The 20,761-nt window shown below is 75.3% G+C and carries 15 protein-coding genes; 7 read left to right on the top strand and 8 right to left on the bottom strand.

Translation table 11 applies throughout. The features are described 5' to 3' along the window. Positions 1-8: 8 nt before the first annotated feature. From ACFPZN_RS29265 to polA, 4 genes are read left to right on the top strand one after another with little or no spacing between them, the layout of a single operon-like run. On the top strand, positions 9-1,238 hold the full coding sequence (locus ACFPZN_RS29265; RefSeq protein WP_378285459.1) for a hypothetical protein: 1,230 nt from the start codon (positions 9-11) through the stop codon (positions 1,236-1,238). Then, positions 1,235-3,481: an MMPL family transporter gene (locus ACFPZN_RS29260; protein WP_378285458.1), complete on the top strand. Its 2,247-nt coding sequence runs from the start codon at positions 1,235-1,237 to the stop codon at positions 3,479-3,481. The genes ACFPZN_RS29265 and ACFPZN_RS29260 overlap by 4 nt, the downstream gene beginning before the upstream one ends. Beyond that, positions 3,478-4,542, top strand: coding sequence for a fatty acid desaturase family protein (locus tag ACFPZN_RS29255; protein WP_378285457.1), 1,065 nt, complete (start codon positions 3,478-3,480; stop codon positions 4,540-4,542). Before ACFPZN_RS29260 ends, ACFPZN_RS29255 begins: the two co-directional genes overlap by 4 nt. Positions 4,543-4,585: 43 nt before the next feature. Then, positions 4,586-7,264 carry a DNA polymerase I gene (gene polA, locus ACFPZN_RS29250; protein WP_378285456.1) on the top strand — a complete coding sequence of 893 codons (2,679 nt, stop codon included), beginning with the start codon at positions 4,586-4,588 and terminating at the stop codon, positions 7,262-7,264. A 190-nt stretch (positions 7,265-7,454) separates the two neighbouring features. On the opposite strand, the gene ACFPZN_RS29245 is transcribed toward polA, so the two are convergent. Further along, positions 7,455-7,913 carry a helix-turn-helix domain-containing protein gene (locus ACFPZN_RS29245; protein ID WP_378285455.1) on the bottom strand — a complete coding sequence of 153 codons (459 nt, stop codon included), beginning with the start codon at positions 7,911-7,913 and terminating at the stop codon, positions 7,455-7,457. Positions 7,914-8,151: 238 nt separating this feature from the next. Here ACFPZN_RS29245 and ACFPZN_RS29240 point away from each other — a divergent pair, with 238 nt between their 5' ends. Further along, positions 8,152-8,961, top strand: a complete 810-nt coding sequence (locus ACFPZN_RS29240; RefSeq protein WP_378285454.1) for an SAM-dependent methyltransferase — start codon at positions 8,152-8,154, stop codon at positions 8,959-8,961. A gap of 5 nt (positions 8,962-8,966) precedes the next feature. On the opposite strand, the gene ACFPZN_RS29235 is transcribed toward ACFPZN_RS29240, so the two are convergent. The 4 genes from ACFPZN_RS29235 to ACFPZN_RS29220 all read right to left on the bottom strand — a co-directional run bounded on the left by ACFPZN_RS29235 (position 8,967) and on the right by ACFPZN_RS29220 (position 15,819). Then, entirely contained in the window at positions 8,967-10,277 is a 1,311-nt protein-coding gene (locus ACFPZN_RS29235) for a serine hydrolase domain-containing protein (protein ID WP_378285453.1), read from the bottom strand. Positions 10,278-10,389: 112 nt separating this feature from the next. Beyond that, the gene (locus ACFPZN_RS29230) at positions 10,390-11,673 is read right to left on the bottom strand and encodes an SLC13 family permease (RefSeq protein WP_378285452.1); all 1,284 of its coding nucleotides are present in this window, start codon (positions 11,671-11,673) and stop codon (positions 10,390-10,392) included. A 70-nt stretch (positions 11,674-11,743) separates the two neighbouring features. Beyond that, positions 11,744-14,662, bottom strand: coding sequence for an FAD-binding and (Fe-S)-binding domain-containing protein (locus ACFPZN_RS29225; RefSeq protein WP_378285451.1), 2,919 nt, complete (start codon positions 14,660-14,662; stop codon positions 11,744-11,746). Beyond that, entirely contained in the window at positions 14,659-15,819 is a 1,161-nt protein-coding gene (locus ACFPZN_RS29220) for a pyridoxal-phosphate-dependent aminotransferase family protein (RefSeq protein ID WP_378285450.1), read from the bottom strand. Before ACFPZN_RS29220 ends, ACFPZN_RS29225 begins: the two co-directional genes overlap by 4 nt. A gap of 90 nt (positions 15,820-15,909) precedes the next feature. On the opposite strand from ACFPZN_RS29220, the gene ACFPZN_RS29215 reads away from it, so the two are divergent. Both ACFPZN_RS29215 and ACFPZN_RS29210 read left to right on the top strand, forming a co-directional pair. Further along, the gene (locus ACFPZN_RS29215) at positions 15,910-16,653 is read left to right on the top strand and encodes an IclR family transcriptional regulator (RefSeq protein ID WP_378285449.1); all 744 of its coding nucleotides are present in this window, start codon (positions 15,910-15,912) and stop codon (positions 16,651-16,653) included. Between the two features lie 82 nt (positions 16,654-16,735). After that, positions 16,736-17,128: a DUF6221 family protein gene (locus tag ACFPZN_RS29210; RefSeq protein WP_378285448.1), complete on the top strand. Its 393-nt coding sequence runs from the start codon at positions 16,736-16,738 to the stop codon at positions 17,126-17,128. A 12-nt stretch (positions 17,129-17,140) separates the two neighbouring features. Here ACFPZN_RS29210 and ACFPZN_RS29205 read toward each other — a convergent pair whose 3' ends face one another. From ACFPZN_RS29205 to ACFPZN_RS29195, 3 genes are all read right to left on the bottom strand, one after another. Further along, complete coding sequence (locus ACFPZN_RS29205; RefSeq protein WP_378285447.1) at positions 17,141-18,076, bottom strand: AEC family transporter; 936 nt, start codon at positions 18,074-18,076, stop codon at positions 17,141-17,143. A 111-nt stretch (positions 18,077-18,187) separates the two neighbouring features. After that, a complete protein-coding gene (locus tag ACFPZN_RS29200) occupies positions 18,188-19,597 on the bottom strand; it encodes an amidohydrolase family protein (RefSeq protein ID WP_378285446.1) in 1,410 nt (469 codons plus the stop codon). Then, positions 19,594-20,761, bottom strand: a 1,168-nt coding sequence (locus ACFPZN_RS29195) for a CoA transferase (RefSeq protein WP_378285445.1), incomplete at its 5' end; no start/stop codon positions are given. The genes ACFPZN_RS29195 and ACFPZN_RS29200, both read right to left, overlap by 4 nt.

Raw genomic sequence — 20,761 nt, 5'->3', positions numbered from 1 at the left:
GAGTGATCATGTCGCACATACTCGTGTGCATGTCGTACGACGTCCGGCCAGGCACGGCGGACCGGCCCCCGGCCCCGCCCGAGGGCCGGCCGGCGGCCCGGACGGTGGACGCGCCCGCGGCCCGCCCGGTCCGCACCCGGCGGGACCGGCGCCGGTTCGTGGAGCTGCCCTACCGGCTGCACGCCGGCGACCCCGCCTTCGTGCCGCCGCTCCGCCGCGACTGCCGGCGCCTGCTCGACCGCCGCCGCAACCCCTTCTTCGACTACGGCGAGGTGGAGCTGTTCACCGTCGAGGCGCGGGGACGCGTCGCGGGACGGATCGCGGCGGTCCACAACCCGCGCCACAACGAGGTCCACCGCGCCCGCGACGGCTTCTTCGGCCTGTTCGAATGCGCCGACGACCCCGCCGTGGCGGGCGAGCTGTTCGACGCCGCCGCCCAGTGGCTGCGCGGGCGCGGCCTGCGCACGATGCTCGGCCCGGTCGGCTTCACGATGAACGACGAGTGCGGCCTGCTCGTGGACGGCTTCGGCACCCCGCCGCGCGTCCTGATGCCCTACAACCCCGACCACTACCCGGCGCTGCTGGAGCGGTGCGGTCTGGAGAAGGCCAAGGACCTGTGGACGTGGGAGCGCGACAGCGTCCCGCTCGACCCGCGGATGGTCCGCATCGCCGAGCACGTTCAGCGGCGCAACGGGCTCTCCGCCCGTCCCGTGAACCTGCGCGACTTCGACGCCGAGCTGGCCCGCATCAAGCGGGTCTACGACTCGGCGTGGCAGGACAACTGGGGCTTCGTCCCGATGACCGACGCCGAGATCGACGCGCTGGCGCGGCGCCTGCGGCGGATCGTCGACCCCGGCCTCGTGCAGCTGGTGGAGGCCGGCGGCGAGCCCGTCGCGGTCGGCCTCGGGCTGCCCGATCTCAACCAGGCGCTGCCCGCCGCGCGGGGCAGGCTCGCCACGTTCGGCGTCCCGATCGGGGCGGCCCGGCTGGCCCTGGCCGCGCGGCGCGTCGACCGGGTGCGCGGGATGCTGTTCGGCGTCGTCGCCGAGTACCGCCGCCGCGGCCTGGAGGCCCTGCTCTACACCCGGCTGTGGGAGGCGGTCGCCGCCGGCGGCTACACGGGCGGCAGCATCGAGATGGGCTGGACGCTGGAGGACAACCAGCCGATCGCCCAGAGCATGCGGGCCGTCGGATGCGAGCACGCCAAGACCTACCGCATCTACCGGCGGGACCTGTGAAGGGCGACGAACGGTTCCGGCGCGCCCGTCTGGTCCTGTGGCTGGCGGCCGCGGGGTTCCTGGCGGCGCTGGTCGCGGGCCACGACGTCCACGACCGGCTGACCCCGGGCGGCACCACCGCCATCGGGGCGGAGTCGGAGCGGTCGCGCGAACTGCTGGAGAGCGACTTCCACGCGGGCGATCCGGACCTGGTCCTCGTCGCCCGCTCCCAGGTCCCGGTGGACGATCCGCGCGCCGCCGAGGCCGGACGGAGCCTGACGGCACGGCTCGCCCGAACACCCGGGGTCGTCCACGCGATCTCCTACTGGGACGCGCGGGCGCCGTCCCTGCGCGGCCGGGACGGGCGCGCCGCGCTGCTCCTGGTGCGCCTGCAGGGCGACGACATGCGCCGCATCGCCGCCGCCCGGCGCGTGGTCCCGCGGGTCTCCGGCCGCACCGGCCCGCTGACCGTCACCGCGACCGGAAAGGCCCAGGTCAGGGCCGAGACCCAGGACCGCAGCGAGCGCGACCTGCGGCGCGCCGAGCTGGTCGTCGCCCCGCTGACCCTGGCGATCCTGCTGGTGGTCTTCGGCGGCCTCACCGCCGCCGTGCTGCCCCTGCTGGTCGGGGCGCTCGCCGTCACCGGCACCATGGCGGTGCTGCGGCTGCTCAGCGCGTTCACCGAGGTGTCGGTGTTCGCGATGAGCATCGCCAGCGCGCTGGGCTTCGCGCTCGCGCTCGACTTCAGCCTGTTCATCGTCACCCGCTTCCGCGAGGAGCTCGCGGCGGGGTTCGGGACGCGCGCGGCGATCACCGTCACCATGCGCACCACCGGGCGGGCCATGGCCTACTCGGCCGTCACCGTGTCCCTGTCGCTGGCCGCGCTGCTGCTGTTCCCGTTCACGATCCTGCGGTCGATCGCCTACGGCGGCATCGCCGTCACGGTGCTGGCCGCCGTGGGCAGCCTCGTCGTGCTGCCCGCCGTCCTGGTGCTTCTGGGCGAGCGCGTCAACGGACTGGCGATCCCCGGGCCGTGGCGCGCCGGGCGCCCGGCCCGTCCAGACGCCGCGCCCGGTCCCTGGTTCCGGATCGCCACGGCCGTGATGCGGCGCCCGCTGAGCGTGGCGATCCCCACCGCGCTGCTCCTGCTCGCCCTCGGCTCGCCGTTCCTGGACGTCCGGTTCGGCACCTTCGACGACCGGCTGCTGCCCCCCGAGGCCCCGGCCGCGCAGGCCGCCAACCAGCTGCGCCGCGACTTCGACGCGCGCGACAGCGTCGCCGCCACCACCGTGGTCCTGCCGGAGGAGCGCGTGGCGCCGGACGATCCCGTCGCGGCCGCGCGTCTGGACGGCTACGCGCGGCGCCTGTCGTCCGTGGCCGGCGTCGTCCGCGTGGACGCCGCCACCGGGTCGTACGCGCGCGGCGCCCGCGCCGGGGACGCGCCGCCGGGTGCCGCCGCGCGGTTCGTCCGGCCCGGCGCGCCCGGGACCTGGCTGGCCGTGTCCACCGCCCACGAGCCCTACTCGGTGGAGAACGGCGAGCTGGCCGAACGCGTCCGCGGCCTGCCCGCCCCCGGCCGGGCGCTGGTCGGCGGGCCGGGCGCCGAGCTGGCCGACGTCCGCGCGGGCATCGCCGTCACCCTGCCCGCCGTGCTGGGCCTGATCGCGCTCACCACCTTCCTGCTGATCAGCGCGCTGACCGGGAGCATGGTGCTGGGCGCCAAGGCGCTGCTGATGAACGCGCTGAGCCTGGGCGCGACCTTCGGCGTGCTCGTCCACATCTTCCAGGAGGGCCATCTGCGCTGGCTGGTCGGCGGCTTCTCCGTCTCCGGCAGCACCGACGCGCTGGTCCCCGCGCTGCTGTTCTGCGTCGCCTTCGGGCTGTCGATGGACTACGAGATCTTCCTGCTGTCGCGGATCGTCGAGGAGCACCGCCGGACCGGCGACACCCGCCTGGCCGTCGCCACCGGCCTGGAGCGCACCGGCCGGCTGTTCACCTCGGCCGCCGTGATCTTCGCCGTGGTGATGGCCGCGCTGGCCACCTCGGGCCTGGCGCTGCTGAAGATGATCGGGGTCGGGCTCGCCCTGGCCGTGCTGCTGGACGCCACGCTCGTCCGCGGCCTGCTGGTGCCCGCCGTCATGCGGCTCGCGGGCCGCGCCAACTGGTGGACGCCGTGGCCGCGGGGCCGCGCGTTCCGGCGGTACCGCGTGCCGCCGCCGCGCGTCCCGGAACCCGGCGCGACGAGAGAGCGGGTGCCCTCATGAGCGGAGAGTTCTCGGTCAGGCGGGCGCACGCCCTGGTGGGCGACCTGTTCACCCCGCGCCCGGCCGTCTACTGGGCCGACCTGGCCGCCTCCTTCACCGTGAGCGCCGCGGCGTTCTGGGCGGCCCGCCCCGCCGGGTACGCGACGCCGGCCGGGGCGCTGCTGTTCGCGGTCTCGACGCTGGCCGCCTACCGGTGCGCCGCGTTCATCCACGAACTCGCGCACCTGCGCGGGAGACAGGCGCTGCGCCGGTTCCGGCGGGGCTGGAACCTGCTGGTGGGGATCCCGTTCATGATGCCGGCGTTCATGTTCGACGCCCACGTCAAACACCACAGCGTGCGCTCCTACGGCACCCGCGACGATCCCGAGTACCGGCCGCTGGACAGGCTGTCGAGGGGCCGGGCGCTGGCGTTCCTGGGCTCCTCCTTCGTGCTGCCGCTCCTGGCGCCGGTCAGGTTCGGGCTGCTCACCCCCGTGGCGCTGGTCAACGCGCGGCTGCGCCGCCACCTGTACACGCACTTCACGACGCTGAAGATCGACCTCGACTACGTGGGCGGCGTCCCGGCCGACCGCCGCCAGGCACGCGCGTGGCTCGTCCAGGAACTGGCCTGCGCGCTCTGGGCCGCCGTCGCCGCGGCGCTCCTGCTCACCGGCGCGATCCCGGTGGAACGCGCCGTCCAGGCGTACGCGGTCTACAGCGCCCTGCTGCTGGTCAACGCGGTCCGCACGCTCGTCTCCCACCGCTGGAACGGCGACGAGGAGCCGATGGACCTGGTCGACCAGATGATGGACAGCATCAACCACCCGCGCCGCCCCCTGCTGACCGAACTCTGGGCGCCGCTGGGGCTGCGGCTGCACGCCCTCCACCACCTCTTCCCGGGCATGCCGTACCACGCCCTCCCCGAGGCGCACCGCCGCCTCAGCGCCGCGCTCCCGCCCGGCTCGGCCTACCACCGGACCGCCAGCGACGGCCTGCCCGCGTCCGTCGCCGCCCTCTGGAACGGCACCGGACGCCGCCCGGACGCCCCGCCGCGGGCCGGCGAACCCCTCACCACCCCCTGACCAGGCGTTCTGTTCTGTCAGGGGCGCCTGCCAGGATGGATCTATGACCGACCGGCCCCGACTGCTCCTGCTGGACGGCCACTCGCTGGCCTACCGGGCGTTCTACGCGCTGCCCGTGGAGAACTTCAGCACGACCGGGGGCCAGCCGACCAACGTGGTCTACGGCTTCGCCAACATGCTGGCCAACGTGCTCCGCGACGAGCGGCCCACGCACGTCGCGGTCGCGTTCGACGTCTCCCGGCGGACCTTCCGCACCGAGGCCTACCCCGAGTACAAGGCCGGGCGGGCGCGGTCGCCCGCCGAGTTCCACGACCAGCTCGCCCTCCTCGACCGGCTGCTCGCGGCCATGAACATCACCGCGCTGCGGGTCGAGGGCTACGAGGCCGACGACGTGATCGCGACCCTGGCCGCGGCGGCGGAGTCCGGCGGCTTCGAGGTGCTGGTCAGCACCGGCGACCGGGACGCCCTGCAGCTGGTCAGCCCGGACGTCACCGTCCTGTACTTCTACCGGACGGCCACCGACGTGATCCGCTACACCCCCGAGCTGGTCGAGGAGAAGTACGGGCTGACCCCGCGGCAGTACCCCGACTTCGCGGCGCTGCGCGGCGACCCGTCCGACAACCTGCCCGGCATCCCCGGCATCGGGGAGAAGACGGCCGCCCGGTGGATCAGGGAGTTCGGCTCGCTGGCCGAGCTGCTCGACCGGGCCGGCGAGGTGCGCGGCAAGGCGGGCGAGAAGCTGCGCGCCGCGCTCGGCACGGTGCGGCTCAACCGGCGGCTGACCGAGCTGGTCCGCGACGTCGACCTGCCCGTCGGCCCCGGCGACCTGGGGCGCAGGCCGTACGACCTGCCCGCCTTCGCCGCGCTCCTCGACGAACTGGAGTTCCGCAACGCCAGCCTCCGGCAGCGGCTCTTCGCCGCCGACCCCGGCGGCGGCGCGGCCACGCCCGGCCCGGGCCCCACCCCCGGTGCCGAGGCCGAGGCCGGTGCCCCGGCGCGCCCGCTGAGGGGCCGCGAACTCGGCCCCGGCGAGCTGCCCGGCTGGCTGGGCACCAGGGCCGGCGCGGCCGGAGCACCGGTCGGGCTCGCCGCCGACCTCGCCTGGCAGCGGGGCGAAGGCGAGATCACCCGGATCGCGCTGGCCACCGGCGACGGCTACGCGGCCGCCTTCGAGCCCGCCCGGATGACCGCCGCCGACGAGCGCGCCTTCACCGCCTGGCTCGCCGACGAGGAGCGCCCCAAGGCGCTGCACGACGTCAAGGCGCTGCTGCGCGGGTTCGACGCGCGGGGCTGGCGGCTCGGCGGCGTCGCCGTCGACACCGCCCTGGCCGCCTACCTCCTCCTGCCCGGGCTCGCCGCCTACGGCATCGCCGACCTGTCGGCCCGCTACCTTGGCCGCCGCCCGGCCGCCGACGGGCCCGCCGGGCTGATGCTGCGAGCCCGCGCCGTCCTCGACCTGGCCGGCCGGTTCGGCGACGAGCTCGCCGGCACCGGCATGGACGAGATGCTGCGCGAGGTCGAGCTGCCCCTCTCGGCCCTGCTGGCCCGCATGGAACGCACCGGCGTCTTCGTCGACGAGCCGCTGCTGCACGAGCTCGACCGGCGGTTCGCCGACGCGATGGAGCGCGCCGCCGGCGAGGCCGCGCAGATCGCCGGCCACCCGTTCAACCCCGGGTCCACCAAGCAGCTCCAGCAGGTGCTGTTCGAGGAGCTCGGGCTGCCCCGCACCAAGAAGATCAAGTCCGGTCACTCCACCGACCTGGACGCGCTGACCTGGCTGGCCGGCCAGACCGACAACGGGCTCCCGCAGATCCTGCTGCGCCACCGCGACCAGTCCCGGCTGCGGATGACGGTGGCCGGGCTGATCAGGGAGATCGGCGCGGACCGCCGGATCCACACCACCTTCCAGCAGACCGTGGCCGCCACCGGGCGGCTCACCTCCACCGAGCCCAACCTGCAGGTCATCCCGATCCGCACCGGGGAGGGCCGGCTCATCCGCCGGGCGTTCCTGCCCGGCGAGGGCTTCGCGTCGATCCTGACCGCCGACTACGGCCAGCTGGAGCTGCGGATCATGGCGCACCTGTCGCGGGACCTCATCCTGCTGGAGGCGTTCGCCTCCGGGGAGGACCTGCACACGACCATGGCCGCGCGGGTGTTCGGCGTCGCCGCCGGCAGCGTCACCCCCGACATGCGTCGCAAGATCAAGGCGATGTCGTACGGGCTGGCCTACGGGCTGTCGGCGTTCGGCCTGGCCAAGCAGCTCGGCATCGCCGTGGCCGAGGCCCGCCCGCTGATGGACGCCTACTTCGAGCGGTTCGGCGGCGTGCGCGACTACCTCGACCACGTGGTCGAGGAGGCGCGCCGCACCGGCTACACCCGCACCGTCCTGGGCCGCCGCCGCTACCTCCCCCACCTGTCCAGCGAGAACCGGCAGCGCCGCGAGACCGCGGAGCGGATGGCGCTGAACGCCCCGATCCAGGGCTCGGCGGCCGACATCGTCAAGATCGCGATGCTGCGGGTGGACGAGGCGCTCGCCGCCGCCGGGCTCCGCACCCGGCCGCTGCTGCAGGTGCACGACGAGATCGTGTTCGAGGTGGCCCCCGGCGAGCGCGACCGCGCGGCCGAACTGGTGCACGACCGGATGACCACCGCCTACCCGGTCAGCGTGGGCCTGGAGGTCGCCATCGGCACCGGCGCCGACTGGAACGCCGCCGCCCACTGACCGGGGAGAAGCCGGGCGGCGAGGTGGCGGGCCCGGTCGGCCTGCCGCGCGAGCCCGATCGCAAGAGGCCGACCGCGCGGCGGCGGGCCGGGAGCTCTCGGCAGTGGGGCGGGAGCTCTCAGGCAGCGCGGGCGGGAGGGCTCGGGCTCGGAAGGGCTGGGGCTCGGGAGGGCTCGGGCAACGGGAGGGCTCAGGTGCGGGCGTCGCCGGGGGAGTCGTCGTCCGGGGGCGGTGGCGCCAGCCCTTCGAGGCGGCGGACCTGCTCGATGATGGTCCGCACGGCGTCCAGGCCGGTGGGGGACAGCCCGGCCGCCCGCAGCGCCACGCCGCGCACGCCGGTGTCGCGGAGCGCGGCGAGCGCGGTCAGCTCCTCGTCCACCCGCCGGGTCGTCTCCTCGTCGAAGAAGTAGGCGGGCGGCACGCCGAAGAACCGGGCCAGCGCCTCCAGGTGCTTCAGCGTCGGGTTGTCGCGCTCGCCCCGGCGCAGCAGCGAGAGGTACTGCGCGGAGATGTCGGTGCCGGCGTCGCGGATGCCCGCCGCGACCTCCTGGTTGGTGTAAGTCCCGCGCCCCGGTGGGACGATCGTGGCGAACAGGTGGTTCAGCCGGTCGGCCAGCGTCGTCCCCGGGGCCGGGCCCGTCCTGTCCACGCTCGCTCCCTCCCGCCGGTCGGTCCGGGCCTGCGTCCCTCACCCGGGCGCGGTGCGCCACTGTCGTTTAGGCTGACGATCGGAGAAACAACACCAGTTTAGCCCGCATCGGCACAGGCGATGCAACTGTTGTTGCTGAGATTTCGTGATCGGGCAATGTGAGTTGACTCGATCGCCGTCCGGTGATTTCCTCGGGTGATCCGGCACACCCGCCGCGACGGGACGAGAGGAGGCCGCCATGCCCGAGGCCGCGTTCGAGGCCGCCGCCGGCTTCGACGCCCTGCGTCCCAGCTCCGCCCGGATGTACGACTACTTCCTGTCGGGCAAGGACAACTACGCGGCCGACCGGTCCCTGGCCGAGCGGCTCAGGCGGGCGGCGCCCGTCGTCCGCGTCCTGGCCAGGGCCAACCGCGACTTCCTCCTGCGCGCCGTGCGGACGCTGGCCGCCGAGGCCGGAATCGCCCAGTTCCTCGACATCGGCTGCGGCCTGCCGGGGTGCGACAACGTGCACCAGGCCGCCCGCCGGGTCCTCCCGGGCGCCCGGGTCGCCTACGTCGACAACGATCCGATGGTGGTCGCGCACGCCCAGGCGCTGATGGCCGCCGACGGCGGGACCGTCGCCTTCCAGGCCGACCTCAGATCGCCGGAGGCCCTGCTCGCCGACCGCAGGCTGCGCGCGGTGATCGACCTGGAGCGGCCCGTCGCCGTCCTGCTGACCGCCGTCCTGCACCACCTTCCCGACGAGGACGACCCGCACGGCCTCGTCGCCCGCGTCCGCGACGCGCTCCCGCCGGGCAGCCATGTCGTCGTCTCCCACGCCGAGACGACGCCCGCCCTCCGGCACGCCGCGGCGCTGCACAACGCCGCCGACACCCCCTTCGTGCCGCGCACGCGCGAGAGCGTCGCCGCCTTCTTCGACGGAATGGAGCCGCTCCCGCCGGGAATGGACGCCGCGATCCGGTGGCGGCCCGACGACGCGGGGAACCGCCTCGCCGGGATCGCCCGCGTCCCGCTGCTGGGCGGCGTGGCCCGGATCCCCGGCGGCTGACCGGGTCAGAGGTACCTGCTCCACAGGTCGGTGGCGGGCCAGGTGCCGATCCCGTTGGCCACCTTGTGGAGCGGCGCGCTGAAGTCGTCGTAGGTGTAGGTGAACGCGGACGGGTCGTCGCGCTGGTCGAACAGCAGCGCCCAGGTGACGCCGTCGTACCGCCGGGTCACGATCGTGCTGGTCCCGGGCAGGCTCCCGGAGTGCCAGGTGTTGCGGCCCCCGGCGACGTCCCGGACGTGCCACCCGAAGCCGTAGTAGGAGCCGCCGGAGTTGAGCCCGGTCTCCGGCTTGGCGAACACCGCCGCCACCGAGGACGCGGTCAGCACGCTGGTGGTGGCGTCGAAGATCCTGGTGAAGCGGACGTAGTCGACCGCCGAGGCCAGCCACGTTCCCGTCGCGATGCGGTTCTCGGCGTTGAACGTCCCGTAGGGCCCGGGGACGGTCGTGCCCGCCGCGTCGAACACCGACCGGCCGGTCTCCTGGGAGAAGTAGGGCACCTCGCCCGGCGCCCGCCCGCTCTTGAGCGACCTGCCGGGCCGGGCCCGCGTCACGCCGGCCGGGGCGAACACGTTCCGCTGGACGTAGTCGGCGTAGCTCATGCCGGAGACCTTCGCCACGATCTCGCCCAGCAGCAGGTAGCCGTGGTTGCTGTAGGCGAAGGCGGATCCGGGGTCGTGCTCCAGCCGCAGGCCGGCGCCGTGCCGGACCAGGTGCGCGCGGGTGATCGGGAGCGGCACGCCGAGCTGGGCGGCGATCTGCCGGTCCCGGTACGTGGGGTCGCCGGAGATGTCGCGGTCCCAGCCGCCCAGGTGCTGCAGGAGGCGGCGGACGGTCACCTGCGGCAACCTCGGGTCCAGGGTCTGGCCGGGCGGCGGCGTGAGGGTGAGCAGGCTCGTGACCGAGGCGGACAGGCTGAGCCTGCCGTCCTGGACGAGCCGCGTGACGGCCGCCGCGGTGACCGCCTTGCTGAGGCTGGCCAGCCGGAACAGCGAGGTGGGCTGAGTGGTGAAGGAGGTGTCGTCGCTCCAGGTGTAGCCGCGCGCGTGCAGCAGCCTGCCCTTGCGCATGACCGCCAGCGAGCCGCACGGGATGCCGCGGTCCTGCATCAGCTTCTTGACCGCCGTGTCGAAGCCGCCCAGCCCGGCCCCGGCCGTCCCGGTGACCTTCCAGGTGCGGGCCGCGGCGGCCCCCGCCCGGGTCGCCGTGCCCGACGCCGTGCCGCAGCCGGCCAGCAGGGCCGGGCCCGCCGCGGCGCCGAGCCCGGCGAGCCCCAGCAGCCTGCCGAAATCCCGCCGGTTCAGCGGTTCGTCCACCATCGTTCCCCCATGATCGATTTGATCGGATCACGGAACCTAGCGCGGTCCCGGCGGGTCCGGCGGGGTTTCGGGCGACTCGTGGACGGAGCGTTCAGGCGGGTGGAGCCGGTGTTCAGCCGAGCCACCCCGGCGCCACCAGGACCAGCCAGGCGGCGGGCGGGGCGACCAGGGTGACGGCGGCGCCGTACCGGAGCAGCTTGCGGTAGAACAGGTCGCGTTCCATCCCGCGCACGTTGGCGACCAGCAGCGCCCCGGTGGTGGAGAACGGGCTGACGTCGACGATGGCCGAGGAGATGGCCAGCGCCGCGACCACCCCGGCCACCCCGATCTCCCCGCTGAGCAGGAACGGCACGGCCAGCGGGATCAGCGCCCCGAGGATGCCGACGGTGGAGGCGAACGCCGACACCACCGCGCCCACGTAGCAGATGAGCAGCGCGGCCAGCAGCGGCGCGCCGATGCCGGCGACCGCGTCGCCGACGTAGTCGATGGTGCCCATCTCCTCCAGGACGCCGACGTAGGTGACGACCCCGCCGATGAGCAGCACGGTCGGCCAGGCGATCTTCTCGACCGCGCCGCGGTGCGCGTCCGGGGAGGTGATCGCCAGGACGACGGCCACGGTGATGGCGACCAGCCCCACGTCCAGGTCGAAGGCGAGCGTCGCGACGCAGAGCCCGACGATGCCGGCGAGGGTGAGGATCTGGTGCGGGGTCAGCCGCAGGTCCGCGGTGTCGTCCGCGGTCTCGTCCCCGCCGTCGTCCGGTTCCGTGCCGGGCGGCCGGGTGTGGCGGCGGTGCAGCAGGGCGAGGCCGCCGAAGGCGACGAAGGCGATCGCGGCGGCGGCCAGGTTGAACAAGAAGCTGCCCGCGAACAGCGCGACGTCGTTACCCGGCAGCCTCGCCTTGTCCAGGACGCCGTTGACGATGCCGCCCAGGACGCTGATCGGGGAGAACGCCCCCGCGTTCGTCCCGTGCGCGACCAGCACGCCGATGAGCATCGCGTTGATGCCGTACTCGGCGGCGAACCCGAACGCGATCGGCGCGAGGATCGCCGCGACCGCCGGGGCGGGCGCGCCGATGGCGGTGAACAGCGCGGCCAGCAGGAACATCACGACCGGGATCGCCACGATCCGGCCGCGCACCGCGCGCACGGACGCGCGCACGAGCCAGTCGACCGTGCCGTTGTTGGTCGCGATCGCGAACAGGTAGGTGACCCCGACGAGGATCACGAACAGGCCGCCGGGGAAGGCGCCGACGATGTCGTCCTCGGACATCCCGGCGACCAGGGTGCCGACGAGGAACGCGCCGGTCAGCGCCAGCGCCCCCAGGTTGATGGGCAGGACGGTGCCGATGACGAACATGATCACCAGCGCCAGGATCGATACGAGCTCGGCGGACACGGGTGCGCGTCTCCGTTCTCCCCCGAGGTTGTGGGTGGGCGGTGGAGTTCAGGACGGGCCGGCGGAGGGCTCAGGACGGGGCGAGCGCGCGGTGCAGCAGCTCGACGGGGTGGACGGCGGAGCGCCCGCCGCCGTGCGCGATCTGCTGGCGGCACGACACCCCGGTGGCGGCGACCAGCGTCTCCGGCGGCTCGGCGGCGAGCGCCGGGAACAGCCGCAGTCCGCCGATCCGCATGGACAGCTCGTAGTGCTCGGACTCGAACCCGAACGACCCGGCCATCCCGCAGCAGCCGGCGTCCAGCTCCTCGACCTCGGCGCCGGGGAGGCGTTCGAGCAGCGCCCGGGACGCGGCGGTGCCGGTGACGGCCTTCTCGTGGCAGTGGCCGTGGAACAGGATCCGGCGGCCCCGGGTGAACGCCTGCGGGTCCAGGACGAGGGAGCCGTCGTCGACGGCCTCGACGAGCAGTTCGGGCACGAGCCGCGCCGCCGCGGCGACGGCGGCGACCCGCCCGTCGCCGGGCAGCAGCGCGGCGTAGTCGTCCCGCAGCGTCAGCAGGCAGGACGGTTCGACGCCGGCGATGGGCACGCCGCGCGCGGCGGCGGGGGCGAGGCGTCCGACGGTCGCGGCGGCCTGCGCCCGCGCCTGGTCGAGCAGGCCCTTGGACAGGGCGGGACGGCCGCAGCAGCCCTGCCCGTGCAGCCGGACCCGCCAGCCCGCCCGTTCCAGCAGTTCGACGGCGGCCCGTCCGACACCGGGCTCGGTGTAGGCGGTGAACGAGTCGGCCAGCAGGATCAGGTCGCCGCGCGGGAACGGGCCCGCGGGCCGGGGCCGCCGGTTGTACCAGCGGGCGAGCGTGGCGCCGTGGAAGCGCGGCAGCGGCCGGTGCCTGGTGACGCCGAGCCGCCGGTCCAGCACGGCCCGTGCCGCGCCGATCCGGCCGGGCAGGTTGGACAGCGGGGCCAGCGCGGCGCCGATCCGGTTGAGGGCGCGGATCGAGGCGAACGCGCGTGCGCGCGGCGGCGTCCCGTGCGCCTGGTGGTAGTGGTGCAGCGCCTCGCTCTTCAGCGCCGCCATGTCGACGCCGAGCGGGCACTCGGACGTGCACGCCTTGCACTCCAGGCACAGGTCGAGCACCTCGTGCAGGCGCTCGTCGCCCAGCGCGGCGGCCGGGTCTGGCTCCGACAGGGCCTTGACCAGGGCGTTCGCCCGTCCCCGCGTGGAGTGCTCCTCCTCGCGGGTGGCCATGTACGACGGGCACATCACCCCGGCGCCGTCCTTGCGGCACACGCCGATGTTCTGGCAGCGGTCGGCGGCGTCCCGCATCCCGCCCGCGCCGAACTCCAGCCGGGTGGTCAGCGGCACGGCGACGGGGAGCGCGCGGTCGCGCAGGTTCTCGGTCATCGGCGGCGCGTCGACGATCTTGCCGGGGTTGAGCCGGGCGGCCGGGTCGAACAGCCGCTTGACCGCCCGCATGTCCTCGTACGGCCCGTCGCCGAACAGCCGCCGGTTGAACTCCGAGCGGGCCAGGCCGTCGCCGTGCTCGCTGGAGTTGACGCCGCCGTACCGGGCGACCAGTTCGGCGATCTCCCCGGCGACCGCGCGCATCGCCTCGACCTGCCCGGGCCGGCGCACGTCGACGAACGGCCGGATGTGCAGGCAGCCGACCGAGCAGTGCCCGTAGAACCCGGCGTGCAGCCCGTGCCGGTCCAGGATCGCGGAGAACTCGCGGATGTAGGGTTCGAGCCGGTCGGGCGGCACGGCGGTGTCCTCGACGAACGCCAGCGGCCTGCGGGTGCCGGTGCTGGAGGCCATCAGCAGGCCCAGCCCCGCCTTGCGCACCTTGCGGACGGCGGCCTGCGTGTCCGGGGTGAGGGCGCGCAGCGTGTGGTAGCCGTGCCCGCCGCGGCGCCAGGCTTCGGCGAGTTTCCCGACCTGCGCGGCGACCTGGGCGTCGTCGTCGCCGAAGAACTCCACGAACAGCAGGGCGCGCGGGTCGCCCTCCAGGATCCGGGAGAGCCCGGCGTACTCGACGCGCTCGCGGGACAGCCGCAGGATCGCGTCGTCCATCAGCTCGACGGACGCGGCGTCCAGGGCCAGCGCCTCGCCGGTGGCGGCGATCGCCGCGGGCGTGGACGCGAAGTGCCCGACCGCGATGGCGCGCGCCTGCGGCCTGGGCACCAGCCCGACCTCCGCCTCGGTCACCACGGCGAGCGTGCCCTCCGACCCGACGATCAGCTTGGCGGGGTCGAGGCGCCCGCCGCCGGCCGTCAGGTCGAGCGCCCGGTCGAGCCGGTACCCGCCCGAGTGCCGCCAGTACGGCGGGAAGCCGTCCGCCCGTGCGGCGCTCCGCTCCAGCAGCCCGGGCAGCTCGCGGTGGACGCGCCCCGCCAGGCCGCCCGCGCGGCCCCGGCGGCGGGCCTCGTCGAGGGAGACCGGTTCCAGCCGCGCCGCCGTTGCGTCCGACAGCACCACGTTGAGGCGCTCGACATGGTCGATCGTGGAGCCGTACAGCACCGAGTGGCTGCCCGCCGAGTTGTTGCCGATCATCCCGCCGATGGTGGCGCGGTCGCTGGTGGAGGTGTCGGGGCCGAACACCAGCCCGGCGTCCGCGACGGCCCGGTTGAGCTGGTCCTGGACGACCCCCGGCTGCACCCGGGCCCGCCGCGCCTCCGCGTCCACCGCCACGATCCGGTTCATGTGGCGCGAGCAGTCGAACACGATCGCCCGCCCGACCGCCTGCCCGGCCAGGCTCGTCCCGCCGCCGCGCGGCAGCACGGGGACGCCCAGCCGCGCGGCCGTCCCGACGATCGCGGCGATGTCGCCCGCGTGCCGGGGGAACGCGACGGCGAGGGGCTCGATCGCGTACATGCTCGCGTCGGCGGAGTAGAGGTGGCGGGTGTAGGCGTCGATCCGTACCGAGCCCTCCAGGACGGGCGCGAGCGCGGCCTGGATCTCCTCGGGCGCGGCCTCGTCCCGCGCGGTGGTCACGATGCCTCCAAAGAAGTCAGCGCGGCCGTCACTCCGCCGCGTTCGATCGGGACCCCGGCGGCGGCCAGCCCCATCTCCACCCCGCACAGCGTCCCGGCCAGCGACAGGTCGTCGAAGTGGCCCAGGTGGCCGATCCGGAAGACGCGCCCGGCCAGCCTGCCGAGCCCGGTGCCGAGGGACATGTCGAAGCGCTCCAGGATGACGCGGCGGACCTTGCCGGCGTCGTACGGCTCGGGCAGCAGCACCGCCGTGAGCGAGCTGGAGTACTCGCGCGGGTCGGCGCAGAGGATGTCCAGGCCCCAGGCGCGCACCGCGCTGCGGGTCGCCGCGGCGTGCCGGTCGTGCCGGGCGAACACCGCGGGCAGCCCCTCCTCTTCGAGGAGGGCGAGCGCCTCGCGCAGCCCGTACAGCAGGTTGGTCGGGGGTGTGTACGGGAAGTGGCCGTCGCGGTTGGCGGCCAGGATCGGCTCCCAGTCCCAGTACGAGCGGGGGAGCCGGGCGGTGCGGGCGGCGTCCAGGGCCTTGCCGCTCACCGCGTTGAAGCCCAGGCCGGGCGGCAGCATGAGGCCCTTCTGGGAGCAGCCCACCGTGACGTCCACGCCCCACTCGTCGTGCCCGTAGTCCATCGAGGCCAGCGAGGAGATCGTGTCGACCAGCAGCAGCGCCGGATGCCCGGCCCTGTCCATTGCCGCCCGCACGTCGGCGACGCGGCTGCGGACCCCGGTCGAGGTCTCGTTGTGCACCACCATGACCGCCGCCACGTCATGGCCGCGGTCGGCGGCGAGGCGGGCGCCGATCGCGTCCGGGTCGGCGCCGTGCCGCCAGTCGCCGGGCAGGAACTCCACGCGCAGGCCGAGGCGCTCGGCCATGTCCCGCCACAGCGTCGCGAAGTGGCCGGTCTCGCAGGCCAGCACGCGGTCGCCGGGGGAGAGGGTGTTGACCAGCGCCGCCTCCCACGCCCCCGTGCCCGAGGACGGGTAGACGATCACGGGGCCGCGGGTGCCGAACACCGGTTTGAGGCGTTCCAGCAGGTCGAGCGCCAGCGCGGCGAACTCCGGGCCGCGGTGGTCGATGGTGGGCGCCGCGAGCGCGCGCAGCACCCTTTCGGGGACGTTGGTCGGGCCGGGGATCTGCAGGTGATGCCGCCCACCGGGCACGCGCGTCGCCTCCTCGCTGTACCGTGATACGGCACATGTTCCGTGTGAAGGTACGCGGATCGTAGATTCGGATGTTCCGGGAGTCAACGCATGCAGAACGTCGTGAACGCGCTCCGGGTCCTGGAGGAGGTCGCGGTCCGGCAGCCCGCCGGGGTAGGCGAGCTGTCCCGCGTGCTGGGGCTGCCCAAGAGCACCGTGCAGCGCGCGCTGCGGACGCTCGACACGGCCGGCTGGATCCGCCCCGCCGGGGGCGAGGTCACCCGCTGGGTGCTGACGGCCAAGGCGCTGCACGTCGGACGGCACGCCAGCGGCGAGCTGAGCCTGCGCGACGCCGCCGTCCCGGTGATGGAGGACCTGCGCCGGCGCACCGAGGAGACCATCCACCTGGCCGTCCCCGAGGGCGACAGCGCGGTGCTGATCGAGCGCCTGGAGACGCCCAAGGTGGTGCGGATCATCCTGCCGCTGGGCAAGGCGCTGCCCGTGCACGCCTCCGCCAACGGCAAGGCGATCCTGGCCCACAGCCCGCCGGAGACGATCGAGCGGCACCTGGCCACCGGGCTGCCCCGCCACACCGGCACCACCGTCACCGACCCCGAGGCGCTGCGCGCCGAGCTGGCGCTGATCCGGAGCCGCGGGTACGCGACCAACGGCGGCGAGTGGCGCGAGGACATCGCCGCGGTCGCGGCGGCCGTGCTGGGACGCGACGGCAGGCCCGTCGCCGGGCTGAGCGTCTCCGTCCCGGCGATGCGCATGACGCAGGAGCGCTATCCCGAGTACGGCCGGCTGGTCGTCCAGGCCGCCGCCACCCTCGCCGACCGGCTCGCCGCCCGCTGACCGCCTGTCCGGGAGGTGACCGATGGGTCGCTTGCTGCCGGTTCGGGCCCTTCGTACCGCCGCACAGGGCAGGATGGCCCCCATGGACCTGGTGGAGTTCCTCAGAGCCCGGCTGGCCAAGGACGAGCAGATCGCCCGTGCCTGCTCGGGCGCGTCCTGGACGGCCTCGCCCTCCGGCACGGTCCACCTCGACCCGGCCGGGGGCGGCGAGCCGTCGGGCAGCGGGTTCGTGGCGTCGGTGGAGAACGGCGCCTACGCCGAGTTCATCGCGCGGTACGACCCGGACCGCGCGCTGCAGGAGGTCGCCGCGCGGCGCCGGATCGTCGACGACTACGAGAAGGGCGCGTGGGTGCTGGAGCAGGGCCAGCGCACGGAGGCGGCCGAGGCCGCCCACGCGGCCCGGCTCGCCGTCCTGCGCCTGCTCGCGCTCCCCTACGCGCACCACCCCGAGTACCGGCAGGAATGGCGCCCCTGAGACCCGGCGCGGTCAGGCCAGCAGGCCGCCCAGCGTGATCATCACGGGGATCGACAGCAGCGTGCTGGCCAGGACGGCGCTGCGGGCCAGCCGGGTGGCCGTGCCGTAGTGCACCGCGTAGACGTAGATGTTCTGGGCGGTGGGCAGGGCCGCGAACAGCGTCGAGGCCAGCAGCGCGCCGCCGTCCAGCCCGAAGGCGTACCGTCCCGCGAGGTAGGCGACGGCCGGCTGCAGGAAGATCTTCAGGACGACGGCCAGCGCGATGTCGCGGCGGACCCCGGCGTCCTCCTCCTCGGCGTGCCTGCGGCCGCGCAGGCTCAGCCCGTAGGCGATCAGCGCGACCGGCACCGCCGCCCCGGCGACCAGTTCCACCGGGCGCATGAGCGGCTCCGGCGGCTCCACGCCCGCCACCGCGACGCCCAGGCCCAGCAGCGACGCCACCGTCAGGGGGTTGCGCAGCGGGCGCAGCAGCGCCGCCCGCACCGCGTGGGCGCGCCCGCCCTCACCGGCGCCGCCGTCCAGCACCAGGAACGCCACGGGCGTCATCACCAGCAGCTGGAACAGCAGGATCGGCGCGACCAGCGCGCCGTCGCCCAGCACGTAGACGCTGACCGGGATGCCGAGGTTGCCGGCGTTGACGTACGACGAGGCCAGCACGCCGATGGTCGTCTCGGACCGGCGGCGCCGCAGCACCCAGCGCGCCGCCGCCAGGTACACCGCCTGGACCGCCGCCACCGCCAGCACGTTGACCGGCAGCACGGGCGAGAAGATCGAGCCCAGGTCGGCGGTGGCCACCGTGGTGAACATGAGCGCGGGCGTGGCGACGAAGAACGCCAGCCGCGACAGGACCAGCTCGTCCTGGGCGCGCAGGACCCCGGCGACCCCCGCCAGGTAGCCCAGGAGCGCGACCGCGACCAGCGCGGCGAACGCCGTGACGACCCCCGCCAAGGCGGCGGCCCGCGCTCAGGTCCGCGCCATGGAACGATCCACGGCGGGAGTTCGGGGGAGAATGACGGCTCCTGGGGGCGATGCGAGGAATGCGGCTCGGTACGAGATTACCTAGATCAGGACGCGGCCTTCGACAACGACCGAGCGGACGAGCGCGGCCTCGGGGCGGCGCAGGGCCTCGGCCAGCGGCGCGTGCAGCAGGACGAGGTCGGCGGGCGCGCCCACACGCACCTGCCGTACGGGGCCGCCCGGGTCCTCGGGAGGCGTGAGGTACGCGCGCAGCGCGGCGCGCGGGCCGATCCGTTCGGTCTCCCCGGCCACGGCGCCGGACCGCGTGCGGCGCCGGACCGCCGCGTCCATCACCTGCCAGGGGTCCAGCGGGCCGTACGGCGCGTCGCTGGAGAGACCGACGCCGACGCCCGCGTCGAGCAGTGCGGCGCACCGGTAGAGGTCGGGGTGGTCCTCGGCGGGCAGGTCGCGCAGGTAGTCGTCGCCGCGGTCGGCGAGGAAGCCGGGCTGGGTCACCACCCGCAGCCCGCGGCGGGCCAGGTCGTCGACGAGCTCGGCCGGGACGAGCGCCGCGTGCTCCACCCGGTCGCCCGGCAGGTGCCCCGCCTGGTCGAGCGCGACCAGCAGCAGGATCAGCGCCTCGCGGGTGACGCAGTGCACGGCCACGGGACGGCCGCGCCGGTGCGCCGCCCCGATCCGCCCGGCGAGATCGTCGAGGGAGGGCAGGCCGGAGTCGGCGATCACGATCTTGTACGGGCCGGTGGTGACGCGCGGATGGGACGCGGGGGAGGCGGCCGCCTCCTCCAGCGGCGTCCCCAGCAGGTGCAGGCGCTGCGGGAGCGTCCCCTCCCGGACCGCCCGGTCGAACGCGGCGAGCGCCCCGGCGTCCAGGTCGGGCGTGGCGTCGGTGACGGCGGTGATCCCGAACCGGGTCAGGGCGCGTGCGACGTCGTCCAGGGGAACCGGGCCGGTCCGGGGCAGGCGCGAACGGAGCCAGTCGTCGGCCCGCCACAGCCGCCCGGTCGGCGCTCCGTGCTCGTCACGCTCGATGCCGGGATGGTCGCCGGCGGCGATGCCGGCCGCGGTCAGCGCGGCGGTGTTGAGCGTCCAGAGGGCGCCGCTGCGGTGCTGGACGCGCACGGGCCGGCGCGGCTCCAGCCGATCGAGGGCGGCGGCGTCGAGATCGCCCGCGACCGGCTCGGCGTACCCGACCCCGCGGATCCAGCCGTGCTCGTCGGGGGTCGCGGCGCGGAGGGCGCGGGCGAGCCCGTCCGGGTCGTTCACCTCGGGCGGCCCGCACAGCGCCGAACGACTCCGGGCGGCCAGGGCGTGCAGATGCAGATGGTGGTCGCACAGCCCGGGGAGCAGCGCGCCGCCGCCGCAGCCGACGACGCGCTCGCCCGGCTCGCGGGACAGGCCGCCGCCGATCTCGGTGACCCGGCCTCCGGCGACCCGGACGTCGGCGCGCTCGCGCCCGCCGATCTCGGCGTCGCGCAGCAGCAGCCCGGTCACGGGACCGCGATCCCCAGCCCGCGCAGGACCTCCGCGGTGTCGGCTCCCATCTCCGGCGCCTCGCCCGAGCCGCCGGCCGGGGGTTCACGCCTGGCCGGGAGCACGACGGGGGCCGGGCCGTCGGCCGTCTCCACGCTCCAGCCGCCGCGGCCGTCCGGGACGGCCGCGGGCGAGGGGACGGGAGCGTCGCCCGGATCGAGCGTCGAGGCGACCACCCGCGCCATCGCCACGTCCCACAGCACGCCGCCACCGCCGGGCGGGGCGGTCGAGGCCAGCACGGCGGCGGTGAGCCCGGTGAGCGGGTCGGCGATCGCGTCCCCGCAGAACAGCGGCGCCCCGGACGGGTCGCGGCAGACCAGTCCGGCGGCGGCCGCGACGTCGTCGCCGAACCCGACCCGGTCGGCGGCGCGCCCGTAGGCGGTGATCGAGACCCAGGAGGTCCCGGCGGCGACGGCGGCCCCGGCGTCCAGTCCGAACCGGGCCAGGGCGCGCGGCCGGGACGCCTCGATGACGATGTCGGCCGCCGCCACGAGCGCCGCCAGCGCCCGCCGGCCCTCGCCGGCGCCCGGATCGAGCGCCACCGAGCGGTGCCCCGCGTGCAGCAGCCGGTAGAACCCCGGGTCGCCGCGGCGCGCGCCGTCGGGCCTGCCCGGGACCTCCACCTTGACGACCCGCGCTCCGGCCAGCCCGAGCAGGTGCGCGCACAGCGGGCCCGCCCACAGCGCGCTGAAGTCGACCACCAGCGCCCCTTCGAGCGGGCGCGGCTCGAGCGGGACGGGCGGCGGCGGGGGAGCGGGGGCGCGCACGACCGGTCCGGCGGCGACCCCCAGGAGCCCGGCCCGTTCGGCCAGTTCGGCGCCGGTGTGCTCGCGCAGCCAGGCGGTCACCGCGGGCCAGGGGTCGTCGCCCACCTCCGCGCACGCCAGCGCGCCCAGCAGCGCCGGGTCGTCGGGACGGGCGCAGGACACCGCCGCCCAGCCGTCGGCGGTCGGCAGCAACCGGCAGGCGCCGCCCGCCGACACCCCGCCGCGCCGCCGCAGGCCGAGATGGGCGGCGCGCTCGGTGAGCAGCCGGGCGCCGTCCAGCCGCACGGCACGGCCCGTGCCGGAGGTGTGGGCGGCGAACCGCTCCGCCAGGGCCCGCGCGGCGGCGGCGCCACGGCCG

It is taken from the genome of Actinomadura rugatobispora (assembly GCF_042656285.1).
Classification (GTDB): domain Bacteria; phylum Actinomycetota; class Actinomycetes; order Streptosporangiales; family Streptosporangiaceae; genus Spirillospora; species Spirillospora rugatobispora.
The sequence above is the reverse complement of the archived record's forward strand: the minus strand, read 5'-3'. Positions and strand labels throughout refer to the sequence as shown.